This window comes from Microcoleus sp. EPA2, assembly GCA_020882975.1.
Lineage (GTDB): Bacteria > Cyanobacteriota > Cyanobacteriia > Cyanobacteriales > Microcoleaceae > Microcoleus.
This window is the reverse complement of sequence record JAHRFD010000018.1, coordinates 104,124-120,129: the sequence shown is the minus strand read 5'-3', so window position 1 is coordinate 120,129 and position 16,006 is coordinate 104,124. Positions and strand designations below refer to the sequence as shown.

The 16,006-nt window shown below is 42.9% G+C and carries 14 protein-coding genes; 9 read left to right on the top strand and 5 right to left on the bottom strand.

The features are described from left to right. Positions 1-244 precede the first annotated feature (244 nt). Together sixA and AAFP14_RS16900 are read left to right on the top strand one after the other, a co-directional pair. On the top strand, positions 245-739 hold the full coding sequence (gene sixA, locus AAFP14_RS16905; protein ID WP_341733408.1) for a phosphohistidine phosphatase SixA: 495 nt from the start codon (positions 245-247) through the stop codon (positions 737-739). 113 nt (positions 740-852) lie between these two features. Next, on the top strand, positions 853-1,992 hold the full coding sequence (locus tag AAFP14_RS16900; RefSeq protein ID WP_341733407.1) for a citrate synthase: 1,140 nt from the start codon (positions 853-855) through the stop codon (positions 1,990-1,992). A 171-nt stretch (positions 1,993-2,163) separates the two neighbouring features. On the opposite strand, the gene AAFP14_RS16895 is transcribed toward AAFP14_RS16900, so the two are convergent. The 4 genes from AAFP14_RS16895 to AAFP14_RS16880 all read right to left on the bottom strand — a co-directional run bounded on the left by AAFP14_RS16895 (position 2,164) and on the right by AAFP14_RS16880 (position 10,055). After that, entirely contained in the window at positions 2,164-2,688 is a 525-nt protein-coding gene (locus AAFP14_RS16895; protein ID WP_341733406.1) for a DUF29 family protein, read from the bottom strand. Between the two features lie 191 nt (positions 2,689-2,879). Continuing rightward, positions 2,880-4,994 carry a bifunctional arginine dihydrolase/ornithine cyclodeaminase gene (gene argZ / locus AAFP14_RS16890; protein WP_341733405.1) on the bottom strand — a complete coding sequence of 705 codons (2,115 nt, stop codon included), beginning with the start codon at positions 4,992-4,994 and terminating at the stop codon, positions 2,880-2,882. 259 nt (positions 4,995-5,253) lie between these two features. Beyond that, on the bottom strand, positions 5,254-8,391 hold the full coding sequence (locus AAFP14_RS16885; protein ID WP_341733404.1) for a PAS domain-containing protein: 3,138 nt from the start codon (positions 8,389-8,391) through the stop codon (positions 5,254-5,256). Between the two features lie 725 nt (positions 8,392-9,116). After that, positions 9,117-10,055 carry a glycosyltransferase family 2 protein gene (locus AAFP14_RS16880; RefSeq protein WP_341733403.1) on the bottom strand — a complete coding sequence of 313 codons (939 nt, stop codon included), beginning with the start codon at positions 10,053-10,055 and terminating at the stop codon, positions 9,117-9,119. A 306-nt stretch (positions 10,056-10,361) separates the two neighbouring features. On the opposite strand from AAFP14_RS16880, the gene AAFP14_RS16875 reads away from it, so the two are divergent. From AAFP14_RS16875 to AAFP14_RS16850, 6 genes are all read left to right on the top strand, one after another. Beyond that, positions 10,362-11,564: an argininosuccinate synthase gene (locus AAFP14_RS16875; RefSeq protein WP_341733402.1), complete on the top strand. Its 1,203-nt coding sequence runs from the start codon at positions 10,362-10,364 to the stop codon at positions 11,562-11,564. A 300-nt stretch (positions 11,565-11,864) separates the two neighbouring features. Next, positions 11,865-12,563, top strand: coding sequence for a Uma2 family endonuclease (locus AAFP14_RS16870; RefSeq protein ID WP_341733401.1), 699 nt, complete (start codon positions 11,865-11,867; stop codon positions 12,561-12,563). Positions 12,564-12,610: 47 nt separating this feature from the next. Further along, positions 12,611-13,201: a Uma2 family endonuclease gene (locus AAFP14_RS16865; RefSeq protein WP_341733400.1), complete on the top strand. Its 591-nt coding sequence runs from the start codon at positions 12,611-12,613 to the stop codon at positions 13,199-13,201. Between the two features lie 81 nt (positions 13,202-13,282). Next, positions 13,283-13,561 (top strand): type II toxin-antitoxin system Phd/YefM family antitoxin, encoded by a 279-nt coding sequence (locus tag AAFP14_RS16860; RefSeq protein WP_341733399.1) that lies wholly within the window; start codon positions 13,283-13,285, stop codon positions 13,559-13,561. 36 nt (positions 13,562-13,597) lie between these two features. Beyond that, positions 13,598-14,014, top strand: a complete 417-nt coding sequence (locus AAFP14_RS16855; RefSeq protein WP_341733398.1) for a XisH family protein — start codon at positions 13,598-13,600, stop codon at positions 14,012-14,014. Next, on the top strand, positions 14,002-14,337 hold the full coding sequence (locus AAFP14_RS16850) for a XisI protein (protein WP_341733397.1): 336 nt from the start codon (positions 14,002-14,004) through the stop codon (positions 14,335-14,337). Before AAFP14_RS16855 ends, AAFP14_RS16850 begins: the two co-directional genes overlap by 13 nt. Before the next feature lie 23 nt (positions 14,338-14,360). On the opposite strand, the gene AAFP14_RS16845 is transcribed toward AAFP14_RS16850, so the two are convergent. Beyond that, complete coding sequence (locus AAFP14_RS16845) at positions 14,361-15,149, bottom strand: pentapeptide repeat-containing protein (RefSeq protein ID WP_341733396.1); 789 nt, start codon at positions 15,147-15,149, stop codon at positions 14,361-14,363. Between the two features lie 264 nt (positions 15,150-15,413). On the opposite strand from AAFP14_RS16845, the gene AAFP14_RS16840 reads away from it, so the two are divergent. Further along, positions 15,414-15,965 (top strand): DUF6232 family protein, encoded by a 552-nt coding sequence (locus tag AAFP14_RS16840; protein WP_341733395.1) that lies wholly within the window; start codon positions 15,414-15,416, stop codon positions 15,963-15,965. The last annotated feature ends 41 nt before the right edge of the window (positions 15,966-16,006 follow it).

Here is a 16,006-nt window from a genome sequence, read left to right as displayed (position 1 = left end):
ACGGTGGGGCACACCGAAATCAACGCTTGGGGACAGACCGATCTCTACTCTTTGATGGCAGCATCAACGAGCAAATCGACTGATTGATCCAAGAATCCCCGCGCCTTCAAGGCCGGGGAGTGTCAACCCTAAGTAAACTAGATAACATCGCGGATTTCAAAGTAGCTGTATAATAGCGCGGAAATTCGATCGCCCGAAATATCGAATAAAGTGCGATCGAACAGCAATAAACAGGACAGCCACAGTGCATCTATACCTGATCCGTCACGGCATCGCAGCCGAACCCGAAGCCTACGCGACAGACGAAGAACGCCCACTGACTAAAGAGGGCGCGACCAAAACCCGAAAAGTCGCCCAGCGCCTGTATCAAATCGAAATTCAGTTTGACCTAATTCTCACCAGTCCCCTGTTACGTGCCACCCAAACCGCCCAAATCCTGCAAACAGCAGGTTTGAGTTCCCAAATCGCCGAATCAGCAGTCCTAGCCCCATCAGGAGACATCCACAACTGGCTAGAATGGTACCAACAGTGGCAGGAAACAGGAAGCCGTAGCTTAGCTCTAGTGGGGCACCAACCAGACTTAGGCAACTGGGCAGAAACTTTGCTCTGGGGCAGAACCCAAGATGCCATCATCCTCAAGAAAGCAGGTGCGATCGGCTTAATCCTCCCCGAAACAGGCTCCCCAGTCGGCCGCAGCCAAATGTTCTGTTTACTGTCGCCCAAGTTTTTGCTGGGGTAGAAAGCCAATAGCCACATTAATTGATTATTGTTTGTTAACGCGGCGACACTATCTTGCTTTCTGCTAATGTACTTTGAATAGATTAGATTCCACTCACACAACACGGTATCGCAATGGTCGTCGGCGAATTCAAGCCAGGTTTAGAAGGTGTTCCTGCTACCTTATCCAGCATTAGCTTTGTAGATGGACAAAAAGGGGTACTAGAATATCGTGGTATTAGCATCGAGGAACTAGCACTCAAAAGTTCCTTTGTGGAAACTGCATATTTATTAATCTGGGGCGTACTTCCGACAAAGGAAGAACTAGAAGCCTTCGAGCATGAAATTCGGTATCATCGCCGGATCAAATATCGCATCCGGGACATGATGAAATGCTTCCCCGAAAGAGGACATCCCATGGATGCTCTGCAAGCTTCAGCAGCGGCCTTGGGTTTGTTTTACTCGCGCCGAGCTCTAGCCAACCCAGCATACATTCGAGAAGCTGTAGTGCGACTGCTAGCCAAAATTCCGACAATGGTGGCAGCATTCCAACAAATGCGACGGGGTAATGACCCTCTGCTACCGAGGGACGACTTGAACTACTCGGCTAACTTTCTTTATATGCTCAACGAGCGAGAACCCGATCCGCTGTTGGCTAATATTTTTGATGCTTGTCTGACTCTCCACGCGGAACATACCATCAATGCTTCTACATTTTCGGCAATGGTAACAGCTTCGACGCTGACAGACCCTTATGGGGTAATTGCTTCAGCAGTTGGGACTTTAGCCGGGCCATTGCATGGGGGGGCGAATGAAGAAGTGATTGAGATGTTGGAGAAAATTGGTTCCGTAGAAAACGTGCGACCTTTTGTCGAAAACTGCGTTGAAAACAAGGAAAAAATCATGGGTTTCGGCCACCGGGTTTACAAGGTGAAAGATCCCAGAGCAACTATTCTCCAAGGGTTAGCAGAACAGTTATTTGAGAACTTCGGTAGCGATGATTATTACGACATTGCTGTCAAGTTGGAAGAAGTGGTGGAAGAAAAACTGGGTCAGAAAGGAATTTATGCCAATGTAGATTTCTATTCTGGTTTGGTTTATCGGAAAATGGGAATTCCTACAGACTTGTTTACACCAGTTTTTGCGATCGCCCGCGTTGCTGGCTGGCTAGCTCACTGGAAGGAACAGTTAGAGGCAAACCGCATTTACCGCCCTACTCAAATATATACGGGGACTCACGGTGCTCCTTATATTGCGATCGGGGAAAGATCCTAAAGTTGGGAATTAAAAACCCACCACTCAAAACTCGAAACAGCCTTCTGCCTTATCCAAAAAATGCAGTGATGGGTTGCACCCCCTTGTATTATCTCCTGTTCGTTCGCCACAATGTTATTAAGTGACGATTTTCAGGAAATCCAGTCCTCAGACTAGGGAGTCTGAGGCTTTTTATTGTAATTTAATCTCTAAATTCCAATCTTCACCCCCAGGCAACTGCGACAAATATTCATCGATCGCATCTTCTAATTCCTTCCTTGAATAATTGTAAGTCAACAATAGTAGCCCAGTGGCGATCGCCATAATTTGCTCTCTGTCCACTCTTAAATTCAGTTGAGCGCGGTTTAATTTGCCTTCCAACACTTCCCTACTAGCCTCACGAATTGCCGCTTCCAGTTCATCTTCTAGAAAAGGCTCCCACTCCGAATCATTGATGTAGTAGGATGTTTTATTATCCTTGAGATTGAGCTTTTTAATACCTCGGATTGAATTAGCAATAGAAGCAGCCCAAGAATTTGTTAAAAGCTGCTCAACTTGGTTTTTAATTAGGTGGATGAGTAGAATCAGCAAACAAGACCCTATATTCCGCAGAGTTGCTTGTTTGCTCATGCCCTCTAATTCATCGACAATTGCTAGAGCATCTTCATTCCTGCCTTCCAAAATGCAAGTTTTCAGGTCAATTAATTCCTGTACCATGGATTTTGCCCTCAAGATTTATCGGGATTTCGCACTCTAAATTAGGGTTGTAGCCTAGTCTCGATCCCCCTAAATCCCCCTTAAAAAGGGGGACTTTGAGTGCTTCCAGTCCCCCCTTGTAGGGGCGGTGCCCCCGTGCCCGCCCGCTAGGGGGGATCTCCGGGTTTCAAAACACACCCTACTAGCTAAATCTAAACAGATTGAGTTAAATGATGACGGCTAGTCAATTTATCCAATTGATTCACCAACAAACTCAGGAACAATCCCACATCAGTAACCACACCAGTAGATTCGATCGAACCCCGATCGCTCAATTTAGTCACCACCGCCGGATTAATGTCCACACAGACCATCTTCACACCAGCCGGAGTCATATTTCCCACACCAATCGAGTGCAACATAGAGGACAACATTAACACCATATCTGCACCGCGTAACAGTTCAGTATAATGTTCTTGAGCCTTAATTAAATCCATTTGCGTGTCAGGAAGTGGACCATCATCGCGAATCGAACCAGCTAAGGAAAACGGTATATTGTTCTTGACACACTCGTACATTACACCATTAGTAATCAGCCCTGCTTCAACAGCTTTAGCAATACTGCCATAACGCCGCACAGTGTTAATTATTTTCAAGTGGTGTCGGTGTCCACCGCGCACAGCAACACCCCGTTTCATGTCAACCCCCAAAGAGGTTCCCATGTTCGATTGTTCCATGTCATGCACCGCGATCGCATTGCCACCCAACAACGCTTGCACGTAACCTTCCCGAATCAAATGCGCTAAATGTTCGCCACCACCAGTATGGATGACCACAGGCCCGGCGGTAACAACAACTTTACCACCGCGATCGCGAATTTGGCGCAATTCCCACGCTACTTGTTCCACCACCAATTCGACGCGGCGTTCGCTAGAAACACTCCCCGACATAAAGCTAAATTCCTGAGAATTCCGCTGTTCCCGCGATTCTGTTTTGCGAATAGTGCGAATGCCAACCACATCCACAACCACCTTTTCTCCTACTTTTAAATCCCGCAATAATTTGCAGGTAGCGACTGGGCCATCAGCAGTTTCAGTAATTGCGACTGCCCCATCCATCCGCTGATTTTGCGCTTTCACCCACTGGTTATTTACCCGCACTTCCGTCGGATAAATCGTACTAACATAAAAGTCGTCCGGTCCAACGCCATCTTGCACTACAGGTTCTAAAATAGCATCGCAAATCTCTTGGGGTGGAGGCACTGCACCCAAGTCGATCAGCATTCCCATCATTTCTTCCATCACATCATGGGAAGGAGCCGAAACTTTAACGTCAGCACTGGATGTGCTTTGACGCTGCTCTCCCAGATTGAAATTCAGCACTTGGAAACTGCCACCAAGATCGACAATTAAGTCCAAAGCACGACTAATTAAACCAGCATCCAGCAAATGACCTTCCATGCGAATTGTGCGGCTTTCTACCATCACGTTTGCCGATCGATCTTCTTGAATCGGCTCCGTTACCCGCAACGTCAAACACTTACAAGCACCGCCAGCTTTCAGAAATTCACTCATCGGGGTTTCAATTACTTTAAACCCAGCTTTAGTGATGCGTGTTTTCAAGCCTTCGCTGACCTTATTCATTACCACAATTTTGTCAATATTGACAGCATTACACGCAAAATTTGCGGCATCCGCTTCTTCAATGGCAATCCGTTTTTCCGGCGCTACCCGCATTTCAATTAAGCGGTTTGAGTAGGAATCAAATGCTGCTGGGTAGTAGAGTAAATAGCCACCTGTGAGGGGACAAAAACAGGTATCTAAGTGATAGAAACGTTCGTCTACTAAACGCAGAGAAAGCACTTCGATATTCAGCCATTTGGCGAGCAATGGGTGAGAATCGAGTTCCGAACGGAAGCCGTATCCGGCCCACAACCAGCGGCCTTCGCGATCGAGCAAAGCATCACCAGCACCCTCAAACGGCAAGTCTTTCGGTAGTTCGTGAACCGTGAAACCTTTCTCCTCAAACCATGCTTTGAAATAGGGTTCTTCGCCTTGACGTTCTTTGTGATAGAAACGACTCAGCACAAAGGTATTACCTAAAAGTAAACCCGCGTTGGCGGTGAAAACCATGTCCGGCCAGCCTTTTTGAGGCGGTACGAGGTCTACAATGGCATTTTCTTTGAGGACGTGGTACAGTTTTTCCCACTGTTCGACGGCGCGATCGCGCGATGATTTGTGGACATTGCCCTCCATCCACGGATTAATCACGTAGTCCACATCGTAGTGGTCGGGAGCGCACATCAGAAAGCGAATTGAGTCAGTCATAATTCAGTTAAAATGTTGTAGATGCTACAGACTTAAGTTGACAGAGTTTCCTAGAGAAAAACTACTATGTTGGCTCGTCGCAGAAAGAGTGCAACATCTCACGGCGAAAAAAGTAACTTTTAATTATATCACATAAAAACCTATTTCGATTAAATATTTCAAGGCCCAGAAGTAATGAAACCTTGACAAAGCATCCAGGTACTCAGAAGCAGAGGGAAGGATTGCTCAACCAATTCTTCCCTCTGGTTTCTTCCTTGGTTCAAAAAATTGGGACTGCGATCGCAAATTCCGTACCCTTACCAAGTTCAGAATAACATCTCAATTCACCGCAGTGTCTGTCTTTGACAATTTGGTAACTAATCGACAATCCCAAACCAGTACCACTACCCACAGGTTTAGTAGTAAAAAATGGGTCAAATATTCTGGACTGAATTTCCTCACTAATTCCGGGTCCATTGTCAGCAATACGCACGCATACTTGATTTTCGCCACTGACTTCCGTAGTAATGCGAATCTCCATAGATATGTCATCGTTGCTATTAGTTGCTAAGTCTGTCAAAGCATCGATCGCATTTGAAATTATATTCATAAAAACCTGATTGAGTTGAGCTGGATAGCACTGAATTTGGGGCAGTTTTCCGTACTTTTTAATAATTGCAATTTCTCCACGTTTGGGCTGTTCCTTCAATCGGTGCTGCAAAATTACTAAAGTGCTCTCAATCCCTTCATGAATATCTACTAATTTGCGGTCTCTTTCATCCAGTCTCGAAAAATTTCGCAAAGACAAGACAATCTCCTTAATTCTGTTAGCACCTTCCTGCATAGAACCCAAGATTTTAGGAAAGTCCTCCGCAATAAATTCCGCATCTATTTCTTCTAACTTATCGGCAATTTCTAGAGCGGGTTCAGGATAATATTTCTCATATAATTTTATTAAGCTTAGCAAATCTCCAGCATATCTTGAAGCTGGATTAATATTACCATAAATAAAGCTAATTGGGTTATTAATTTCGTGGGCTACTCCCGCCACCATTTGCCCGATACCTGACATTTTTTCGGCTTGAATGAGTTGAGATTGAGTGCGTTTTAATTTTTCTAAAGTTTGTTCTAACTGTTGGGCTTTTTCCCGTTCTCGTTGTTCGCTGCTTCGCAAAGCCACTTCTCCTTGTTTGCGATCGCTAATATCGATATGAGTACCAGTCATCCGCAGCGGATTGCCCGCATAATCCCGTTCCATTACCTTAGCTTGAGCCAAAATCCACTTCCATTCACCGGATTTGGCCAGCATCCTAAATTCTACTTCGTAAAGTGGACTGTTCCCAGAAATGTGAGATGCCAACGCCTCTTGAGTCAATGGAAAATCCTCTGGATGTATCAGTTCCTCCCAGGATTTAAGAGTATTTTTAATATCGTCTACTTCATAGCCCAACATAGTCTTCCACTGCTGATTAAAATATACTTCTCCGGTTGCAATATTCCAATCAAACAATCCCATGGCACTAGCTTCAAAGGCTAAATAAAAACGTTCTTCACTAATTTTAAGAGCTAATTCTGCTTGTTTACGTTCAGTAATATCCATGACCGTACCTAAGAGTTCAATCGATTCCCCCGTTTCATTAAAAACACCTTCTCCCCTCACTTCTATATATCGAACTTGACCATCATCATGCAAAATTCGTAACTCGTGTTTGTAGGGTTTTCTGTCGGAAATAGCCCGGTTTACAGTTTCCATAAAACACTCTTTGTCATCGGGATGATACATCTGGTCGATTTGGGCATAGGGGGGTTCAGGTTGAGCTGGATCGAAACCAAAAATGCGGAATACTTCTTCAGACCAACTATATTTCTGGGCTAAGGGATCAAATTTCCAACTACCTAGCCTTGCAAGTTTTTGGGCTGCTGCTAGACTAGCTTCACTTTTTTGAAGTTGAATTCGTTGCTGTTTATCTTGTTGCAAAAGATTGGATTGAGCGATGGCAATTCCCATTTGTGCAGCCACGGACTCAAATAATCTGACTTCATCTTGCGTCCAACTTCGAGGACCATCGTACTGATGTAATGCCATGAGCCCATTCGCTTTTCCTTGATAGGAGGTACGAATTGCCATCATAGATTTTAAATTTATTTGTTCGACTAAATGCCTGGTAGATTCTAGCAGTGGTTCCGTAAAAACATCCTCAGACACTACAGCTTTATCTTGAGATAATACAAATTCAGCATGAGGATTGTCATCAATGGGAATTTCTACATCCATCAAGGCTACGGATTCTACTCCTAATTTTTGATACTGAGCAACACAAGGAATACAAGGAGGGTCTACTATGTAAGTGTGAATTAAACAGCAATCAGCGTTAAAAACTCTACCGATTTGGGCGGCGGCTGTCTGAAAGACTTGATCGGGGTTTAAGTTATAGCGAATTTCTAGAGTAATGGTTTCTAGCAAAAATCTTTGCTTAATCAGCCTTTCTAAAGCAGTCAATGCTGTTTTACGTTCCAGTTCTGCTTGTTTGCGACTGCTAATTTCAGTTGCAGTTCCCAAAATTTTACAAGGTTTGCCATCTTCAGTTCTAGCAAATACGGTATCTCGACTGAAAAACCACCAATATTCACCATTTTTGTGTTGGAGTCGATACTCAAATTCAAAGCTTTCTCCGTCTTTTGCTTGCTCAAGTTTGTCTATGTGTGCTGACCATGCAGCGGTATCATCAGGGTGGATTAATTGAGAAATCAACGCTCCTGGCATCTGCTGTATTTCTTCCAAGGTATAACCTAGCTCGGTAGAAACTTCACGGTTGAGATAAAGATTTCGGTCTTCTATTAAATCGTAAACGTACAACAAATTAGGATTAGTTTGAATTATTGCAGACAACCACCGCTGGCTTTCTCGCAGTTCGGCTTCGGTGCGTTTGTGTTCTTCAATTTCTGCTTGAAGTCTGGCATTTTGGACTAATACTTGTTGAGAAAGACGACGAAGATTCAGTTGATTTTCGATGCGAGCTACCACTTCTTCTAGCTGAAACGGTTTGGTAATATAGTCTACAGCCCCCAGAGAAAAGGCTTTAACTTTATCAAATACTTCATTTAAAGCGCTGATAAAAATCACAGGTATATCTTTTGTTTGTTCGCAAGCTTTGAGTTTTTCGCAGACTTCATAGCCATCCATGTCCGGCATCATAATGTCCAGCAATATCAAGTCGGGCGGATTTCTCAGCGCAAATTTTAGAGCCAAATTAGCATCTCTGGTTGGTCGGACTTTGTACCCCAGCTTAGACAATAGTGTTGAAAAAAGATGCAATATTTCTGGACTGTCATCTACCAGTAAAATGTTGGGTGTCAAGGAATTGTTTACTGTAGTAATTTTTTTTATAGATTTTTTTTTGCGGTCGATTCTATTCATTAAATAACCCCTTTTAAATAGGATTTCTTGAGGCTAGGTAAATTGTTTAATATTGCACAAGCTTTGGGGTAGTAATTATTTTTGATGGTAGGTCAAATATTTGTATAATTGGATTGAATCAGGGCAAGTTAAATCTACAACTTGGCATCAACTTTGCATCTTGTTTTGTTTGCATAAACAGAGGTAAATTTAAAACTCTTAAACTCCATAGTGCACCAGCCATAACTGCTTTTCTGGCAAGCTAGCGTGTCTTTAGACTTGAGTTACTGACAACTTCGACTTATACCATTTTTCTTTCATATGTGCTATTGATGAAGTCTTAGCCCCCCCTTAGTAAGGGGGGGTTGGGGGGGTAATATCTAGCGCTACTTTATGAAATTGGTATTACCTATGGTTGGAGTCACTGGGAGTATGGGGCAGATGGCAAATAGAGGACACCCATATGTACTGATTAATTGTATCAAAAATCTTTGCATTTTTCAGTAAGTCATTACAGTCGATCGAGCTTCCTCAAAATTACTTTCCCCTACAATTTTTACTGTGACTTGTCGAATTCTGATGGTTTGAGGATTTTGAACTACTTTATATCAGTATATTTACTGGGATAAAGCATTTCTTAAGCGAACAACGGCTAAAATGCACCCTAGGCAGATACCCGTAGCAGATTAAGTGCTGTGGGCATCTAACATAAGATAATCTGACATTGAATTAGAGCGATTACTTCACTATTTTATACTGGTACTCGCCTCCAGTTCATCGTAAGCAGCATATACCGCTTTCACATTATACCAATTCAGAAAAATCCGAGCTATTTCCAAAGCCAACTGGGAATCACCTCGATCGATTAACCACTGTAACAAAGGCGACATCCTCCGCTCATTCAGCAGCCCACCCAGAGATAAAACTCCCCACAGTATTTTGTGCAACCAAGTCATTTGAATCATCAGCCGCACTTCCCAACTAGGGTGTTTTTGATAAAACAAAACTCCCATTCTTCCCCGCTGAATTTCTCGATCGATCATACCTGGGATTTGGTCTAAACTAAAGGGCGGATGCCAATGATAACCGACTGCGGCGGGACATTTAATCAATTTTAAACCTAATTTTTTTAACCTGACTCCCAACTCTAAATCTTCCCATCCATAAAGTTGAAAGCGAGTATCGAATAATCCAGCATCCATCAACCAGTGACGGGCGATTGCCACATTTCCCGTTGCAAAATAAGCCGCGGAAAAATCTGTGATTTTGTAGGGTTCCGAGGTAGGATTTTCAAAATTGCAAGTATTGATCACGCTGCCGTAAGTAAAAACCCGATCGCTCTCCTTGTATCCTTGTAACAAAGCTTCTGCGTGAGCTTGCAAAAAATGCTCCGTCACAACTAAATCGCTATCAATAAAAATAATCGTATCGCCCTTGGCATCTTCCACCCCCAGATTCCTCGCAGCGGCTGGGCCTTGGTGAGACTGTACGATCGATCGCACATGAGACAACTCATCCCCATGAGCGGCTAACCATTCCAGCGTACCATCTGTAGAGCCGTCGTCTACTACAATGACTTCATACTCTGCGATCGTGTTACCAAACTGCTGGTTTTCCAGAGCTCGTAGACATTTCGCCAAAATTGGTTTACGATTGTACGTCGGAATCACGACACTAAAAAACACGGCTTTTCTCCACTGCCACAGCTACCGTCTCCCACGGTAGCAGATTTTTCGCAGCAATTATACTGATAAACAGCCAACTAGCTCAAAAAAGAATATCTAAATCTGTACCATTCCTGACAAGAATCGATCTCAATTAGGTGGATAATACAAAGTTGGTTAAATCTGATATCTTGCACCATTTTCCAGAACAGGCAAGATGCTGTTCCACAAGAATAGATTTTTTTTGGGAAGTGGACCTCTGGCGAACCCCGGAAGGCTGATTCAAAATGGTGCAAGATGTGAGTTAAATACAGGATCTACATACCGATGAGTCGCGCTAAAAAAGTTGTGCTAGCATATTCCGGCGGAGTCGATACCTCCGTCTGCATTCCTTACCTCAAAAATGAGTGGGGTGTAGAAGAAGTAATTACTCTGGCTGCGGATTTGGGACAGGGAGATGAATTAGAACCGATCCGCAAAAAAGCGTTAGCATCCGGTGCTTCGGAATCCTTAGTGATTGATGCTACTGAGGAATTTGTCAAAGATTATGCGTTTCCAGCAATTCAAGCCAACGCACTTTACGAAAATCGCTATCCACTTTCGACTGCTCTGGCTCGCCCGTTGATTGCTAAACTGTTAGTGGAAGCTGCTGAAAAATATGGTGCCGATGCGATCGCCCATGGTTGCACAGGTAAAGGAAACGATCAAGTACGGTTCGATGTGTCGATCGGCGCACTAAATCCCAAGATTAAAATCTTAGCACCGGCGCGGGAATGGAAAATGAGCCGGGAAGAAACCATCGCCTATGGGGAGAGATGTGGAATTCCATCCCCCGTGAAAAAGTCTTCGCCTTACAGTATCGATCGCAACTTACTAGGAATGGCAATTGAAGCCGGCATTCTGGAAGATCCTTGGGCGGAACCCCCAGAGGAAGTTTATTTGATGACAAAAGCGATCGAGCAAACTCCCGACAAACCCGAATACATTGAAATCGGTTTTGACAAAGGTAATCCTGTCACTCTCAACGGCGAAGCTGTATCACCAGTTGCCTTAATTTCGCAACTCAACGAAATAGTTGGAAACCACGGAGTCGGCCGGATTGACATGATTGAAAACCGGGTAGTGGGGATTAAATCGCGGGAAATTTACGAAACTCCAGCGATTTTAGTATTGATGCACGCCCACCGAGACTTAGAAAGTTTGACGCTGACAGCAGATGTGACGCGATACAAGCGTGGCATCGAAGAAACCTACAGCCAAATGATTTATAACGGCCTGTGGTACAATCCTTTAAAAACAGCTTTAGACGCCTTTATTCTGGACACGCAAAAGCGAGTAACAGGAACTGTGCGGATTAAAATGTTCAAAGGAAACGCCACAATTGTCGGCCGCAAATCGGAAAATTCCTTGTACAGTTTCGACTTAGCAACCTACGGTGCTGAAGACGAATTTGACCACAAGGCCGCGGAAGGATTTGTCTATGTTTGGGGATTGCCAACTCGTATTTGGTCCGACAAGAATCGCGGTTAGAATGTGTTAACAGTCATGGAGGCAAAGAAACCGGGTTTCTATCAAGAATCTTGGCTTTCTTAACCAGAGATAGAAAGAAACCCGGTTTCTGGCTGTATCATATTAAGTTCCGTAGGGGCGGGTTCGCCGAGATGTTTGATCGGCATCGACAAATCTGATAAACCCGCCCCGCCCATACAATTCCGATGCAACCGGATTGGATATAAAGTCCGTGCAACGCGAGACTAAGACTAAGGTGGGCATTGCCCACCTTATTTGCTAAAGTATAAATAAAATAATTTAAAAATCCTAGCAACTGCCATGACAGCCTCAATTGCGACAGTTATCGAAACGAATATTACAGCAACTTCATCCCAATGGACAACCGCGACTTGGGAAGACTACCTGGCTGTTCGCGACGATCGCGAAAATGATAACATCGGATTGTTCTTTAATTGCGATCGGCTCTTAGTCATTGATATGGGAAAAGAAGGAATCAATCACGCCAGCATCAATAACTTGTTCACAATGTTATTTTATATCTGGTTTAGTCAAGCACCAGCACTGATATACAGTTCTCTGGGCGGCTGCTTGCTGGAAAAACCGAAAAAGCAAGCTGCTTCGCCAGATTTAATGCTTTACATAGGTAGCGAATACCCAACTTGGCAAACAGGAGAACGGCGTTATATTAATCTAGAACAGTGGCGAGTCCCAAATTTAGTAGGCGAAATTTCTGACACAACTTTAACAATAGACTTAGACGAAAAAAAATATCTCTATGCCGATTTGGGGATTCCTGAATATTGGGTAATTGACGTTAAAGGTTTGCGAGTTTTTGCCTTTCAGTTGCAGTCAAACGGCAAGTATCAGGAATGCGAAACTTCTACCGCACTTTCAGGGCTGCCAATTTCTTTATTGAATCAAACTTTAGAACGTTTGAATGCAGAAACAAATGGCAGTGCAGCTATGTGGTTTGCTCAACAGATTGCTAAGCTTGAAAACAGGGTGAGCGTGGTATAATAAAAGTGGTCGGAATCTACAATCATCAAAAACTCCATAGAAAGCGAATGATTGCAAATAAAAGCCGAAATTACATATCGCCGGAAGAGTATCTGAAATTAGAAGAACTCAGCCCGGTTAAACATGAGTATATTCAGGGCGAAACCTACGCAATGGCAGGTGCAAGTGATGCTCATGTGACTATCAGTGTCAACTTAGTCACGTTGTTAAGAAATCATGTTCGGGGTAATGGCTGTCGTGTTTATATGTCAGACATGAAAGCTAGGATTGAGTCTAGGAATATTTACTACTATCCCGACGTGATGGTAACGTGCGATGAACGGGACAAAGCATTTCAATCTTTTAAAAGACATCCTTGTTTAATTGTCGAGGTTTTGTCTGATGGAACAGAAGGATTCGATCGCGGTGATAAGTTTGCCGATTACCAAGAATTAGAAACGCTTCAAGAGTACGTATTAATCAGTCAAAAGCGGCAGCGAGTGGAGTGTTTTCGCCGCAATGCAGAGGGGCTGTGGGTTTTGTATTCTTACACGCAAGGAAGCGAAATTCACTTAACTAGCGTTGATTTTCGCACGAGCATGGATACTATCTATGAGGATGTAGTGTTTGCAGGAAACGATGCGGAAATAGAGAATTGAAGGAGTTGCGAGCTGAAAAACAGGGTGAGTGCGGTATAATAGAAATAGTGAAGCTTCCTAACAAAAAAAAGAATTGCAAATATGCCAAAATACCTGAAAATTACAGAAGCGCAACAACAACTACCAAACTGGCAGGATGACTTAGTAGCAGAGCCAGCGATCGTTACTAAGGATGGGAAACCGGCGATCGTGGCGCTGAGTTTTAAACAATTTGAATCTCTGTTAGAAACGATAGAAATTCTCTCCGATCGCGAGTTTATGACTCAGTTGCGATCGGGCATCGAACAAGCCCAAAGGGGAGAAACAATAGACTTAGAACAGTTAAAGGCAGATACCAAAGAAGATATTGTGCTGAATTAACCATGCTATAATAATGGGAAAATTTCAATTACTTTCATGCCGCGAGAAGACATCTATCACGATTGTGTTACAAATGCTTTAGCTAAAGAAGGCTGGGAAATTACAGACGACCCACTGACAATTGAATTTCAAGACCTGCGTCTTTATGCGGATTTAGCAGCAGAGAAGCTATTCGCTGCGGAAAGGAATCACCGAAAAATTGTTGTAGAAATCAAAAGCTTTACGAGTCCTTCATTAGTTTCAGAACTAGAAAAAGCTGTGGGACAATACAATATATACCGAGGCTTTTTGAGGCGGTTGCACCCCGAAAAAGAATTATATTTAGCAGTACCCCAACAAATTTATCAAACGTTTTTCAGTCGTGCTTCTATTCAGATCATCGTTCAAGACCAAGAAATTAAGTTAATTGTTTTTAATTCAATTTCGCAGGAGATAGTAGAATGGATAAGTTAGAAAATTATCGGCAAATAGTTCAAAAAATTGTAGGTACTCACGGACAGTATAAATCCAGTCAGCCAGAAATTGAAAGTCTGACAATTTGCGATCGACAAAATGATAACTATTTATTGATGGGTGCAGGATGGAATCAAACAGGCAGAATTCACAATATTGTTTTGCACCTTCGGATTCGCGAAGGGAAGATTTGGATTGAATGGGATGGTATTGAGGAGGGAGTGACTCAAGAATTGCTAGAAGCTGGAGTTTTACCGCAGGATATAGTGCTGGCTTTTTATCCTCCAGAAATGCGCGTTAATACTGGTTTTGCAGTTGCTTAACACCAAAGACTGTAAACCTTTTTTCATGCCTGCTGCTGACTCAAAATTTCCAAAAACTCTTGCACGACTAGATCCGGTTGCTCGCTGCATCGGGTAGTATCGTAGTGTTTGACAAGACAAATATTAGAATCTACGAAAGGTCGATCGCCCGTTTCCGCTTCTGTGTCGGTGCGATCGAATGATTCGCTGTCAATTTTTAGCAGTCCTAACTTGTTTTGGTGGAATATCAGAAAGTCAGCTTGTAGATTCTGTCTACCTTCCGGTGTTGCGAGTCGGAGTTGGGAGTTGGGGATGAAGAGAGTGGAAGTGCGATCGAGCATTTCGGCAATTTTTACTTGTGCGTCGCAGTGAAAGCAAAAACCGTTCCAGTCAATTTCACTTTCAGAGTCGGATAATTCAGTTTCACTGTCAGCATTTATTATTTTATCTAAATCTGCTTGACCATAATCAGCTTCATTTAAATTTGCGAATAATCTAGCACCGCTAAGGTTTGCGCCGCTGAGATTTGCACCGCTGAGGTTAACTTCGATGGTCAGATTTCGCTGTAGATTCACTTGACTTCGCCGTAGATATCGCTTTAAAACTGATTTAAGATTATCTTTTTTTACTTTTTCTTCTAGTGCTTTTGAAAGTAGTTTCCATAGTTTAGCACCAGCATCTTTGATATAATCATATTCATAGCCTGCGTTTTTAGCAATTTCTATATAAGACCGCCCTTCCCAAGATTGACGAAACACTATTTCTTGAACTTTGTTCAGGCGATCGTAGTTGAGGGCTGTTTCTGCGATCGCGATGGCTTCGTCAACGGTCATGTGTTAAAGTCCCTTACTAGCGGAGCGTTAAGGTAGGCTGAGTATAGATTGTACCGCAACAGGGAAAAAATCTTACTTTTTTATTACTTTTTTATTACTTTTTCTCACTGTTGAAGCTGCTATTAAGTCGCTATTATACTTCTAACTACACAGGGATGTCAATATCAATAGCATTCATCAGCAGTCTTAAGAACCTTATTGAAGCAGGTATAAGATAGATGCTTACTAATTGGTAGCTTCGCTGTTTCTTGAAAAGGAGTAATTATGGCTGCCAATAACATATTGCCACAAGAGACTGACAAACCGATCAGGAATACCACGATAGAAATTACTAACCGAACAGTTAGATTTGGCTCAGATGTCTATCAATTTCGCAACGTCACAGGTTTTGGGTTAGCCCCTGTTAAAAACGAAAATCTCTTGCCAATACAATTTATTTTAGGATTGTTTGTAATTGGACTTTTTTGCGCCAATATTCCTGATTCGAGTTGGAGAATATTGGGAATAATACTGGTTTTATTAGCAATATGGGGATTTTATGCAAACACTTCACAACCAAAGAAGTATGGTCTTAAATTATACCTTAATTCAGGTTCTCCGTCCCCAGTATTTATTACTAGCGATATGTCAGGCTTAGAAAATGTAGTTTCAGTCTTATACAAATTCATGGAAAGTAATTCAGAAGGTACTTATGTAATCCATGCAGAAGATAGATCGATCCGAATAGAAGGAAGTGTTGGAGGTTCCGTCACAGCAGGTAATATTGGAGGCAGTTCATCAAGTTACGTTGGAAGAGATGTCTCGCGAAACGACTAAAAATAACAGTGTTATTCAAGGATAAACTAAATTAGGAGGGA

Bases quoted from the DNA above. Each gene is read 5' to 3' on its own strand.
- AAFP14_RS16860 (WP_341733399.1), top strand. From the start codon at position 13,283: ATGCCAAAATACCTGAAAATTACAGAAGCGCAACAACAACTACCAAAC.
- AAFP14_RS16885 (WP_341733404.1), bottom strand. From the start codon at position 8,391: ATGAATAGAATCGACCGCAAAAAAAAATCTATAAAAAAAATTACTACA.
- AAFP14_RS16870 (WP_341733401.1), top strand. From the start codon at position 11,865: ATGACAGCCTCAATTGCGACAGTTATCGAAACGAATATTACAGCAACT.
- AAFP14_RS16900 (WP_341733407.1), top strand. From the start codon at position 853: ATGGTCGTCGGCGAATTCAAGCCAGGTTTAGAAGGTGTTCCTGCTACC.
- argZ (WP_341733405.1), bottom strand. From the start codon at position 4,994: ATGACTGACTCAATTCGCTTTCTGATGTGCGCTCCCGACCACTACGAT.
- AAFP14_RS16875 (WP_341733402.1), top strand. From the start codon at position 10,362: ATGAGTCGCGCTAAAAAAGTTGTGCTAGCATATTCCGGCGGAGTCGAT.
- AAFP14_RS16845 (WP_341733396.1), bottom strand. From the start codon at position 15,149: ATGACCGTTGACGAAGCCATCGCGATCGCAGAAACAGCCCTCAACTAC.
- AAFP14_RS16895 (WP_341733406.1), bottom strand. From the start codon at position 2,688: ATGGTACAGGAATTAATTGACCTGAAAACTTGCATTTTGGAAGGCAGG.
- AAFP14_RS16865 (WP_341733400.1), top strand. From the start codon at position 12,611: ATGATTGCAAATAAAAGCCGAAATTACATATCGCCGGAAGAGTATCTG.
- AAFP14_RS16855 (WP_341733398.1), top strand. From the start codon at position 13,598: ATGCCGCGAGAAGACATCTATCACGATTGTGTTACAAATGCTTTAGCT.
- AAFP14_RS16840 (WP_341733395.1), top strand. From the start codon at position 15,414: ATGGCTGCCAATAACATATTGCCACAAGAGACTGACAAACCGATCAGG.
- AAFP14_RS16850 (WP_341733397.1), top strand. From the start codon at position 14,002: ATGGATAAGTTAGAAAATTATCGGCAAATAGTTCAAAAAATTGTAGGT.